This is a genomic window from Streptomyces sp. BE20 (assembly GCF_036322525.1).
In the GTDB taxonomy this organism is placed as follows: domain Bacteria; phylum Actinomycetota; class Actinomycetes; order Streptomycetales; family Streptomycetaceae; genus Kitasatospora.
The window spans coordinates 1-317 of record NZ_JAQYWW010000336.1; the positions used below are offsets into that span (position 1 = coordinate 1).

General features: G+C 67.5%; 1 protein-coding gene. It reads left to right on the forward strand.

Annotated elements, in window-relative coordinates; genetic code table 11:
- Positions 1–117: 117 nt before the first annotated feature.
- Positions 118–317, forward strand: a 200-nt coding sequence (locus tag PUR61_RS01805) for a hypothetical protein (protein ID WP_329874900.1), incomplete at its 3' end; no start/stop codon positions are given.

Below are 317 nucleotides of genomic sequence, written 5' to 3' on the forward strand. Positions count from 1 at the left end.
GAGGAGGCGGCCGTTTTGTTTTTTTACGTCGCCGACGTAGATGTTCACGGGATTGGAGAGTATGTGCTTTGAGTACTGTTTTAGGAACTGCGGGAGGTCGGCTACGGACGGTTGTTCATGGTGTACGTCGACTCCGGACTGGTGGAGGCGGAGCCGTACCTGCGGGGGGCCGCCGCTGCGGGACTCCGCTCCGCCGCCAACAACCGCGGCGTGCTGATGCACCAGCTGGGCCCCGGGGCCGTGGCGGCCCTGTGGTGGGGGCTGGAGGCGGACGAGGCCGGGGTCGGCTACGCGGCGAACGCGCTGGGCGCGCTGCA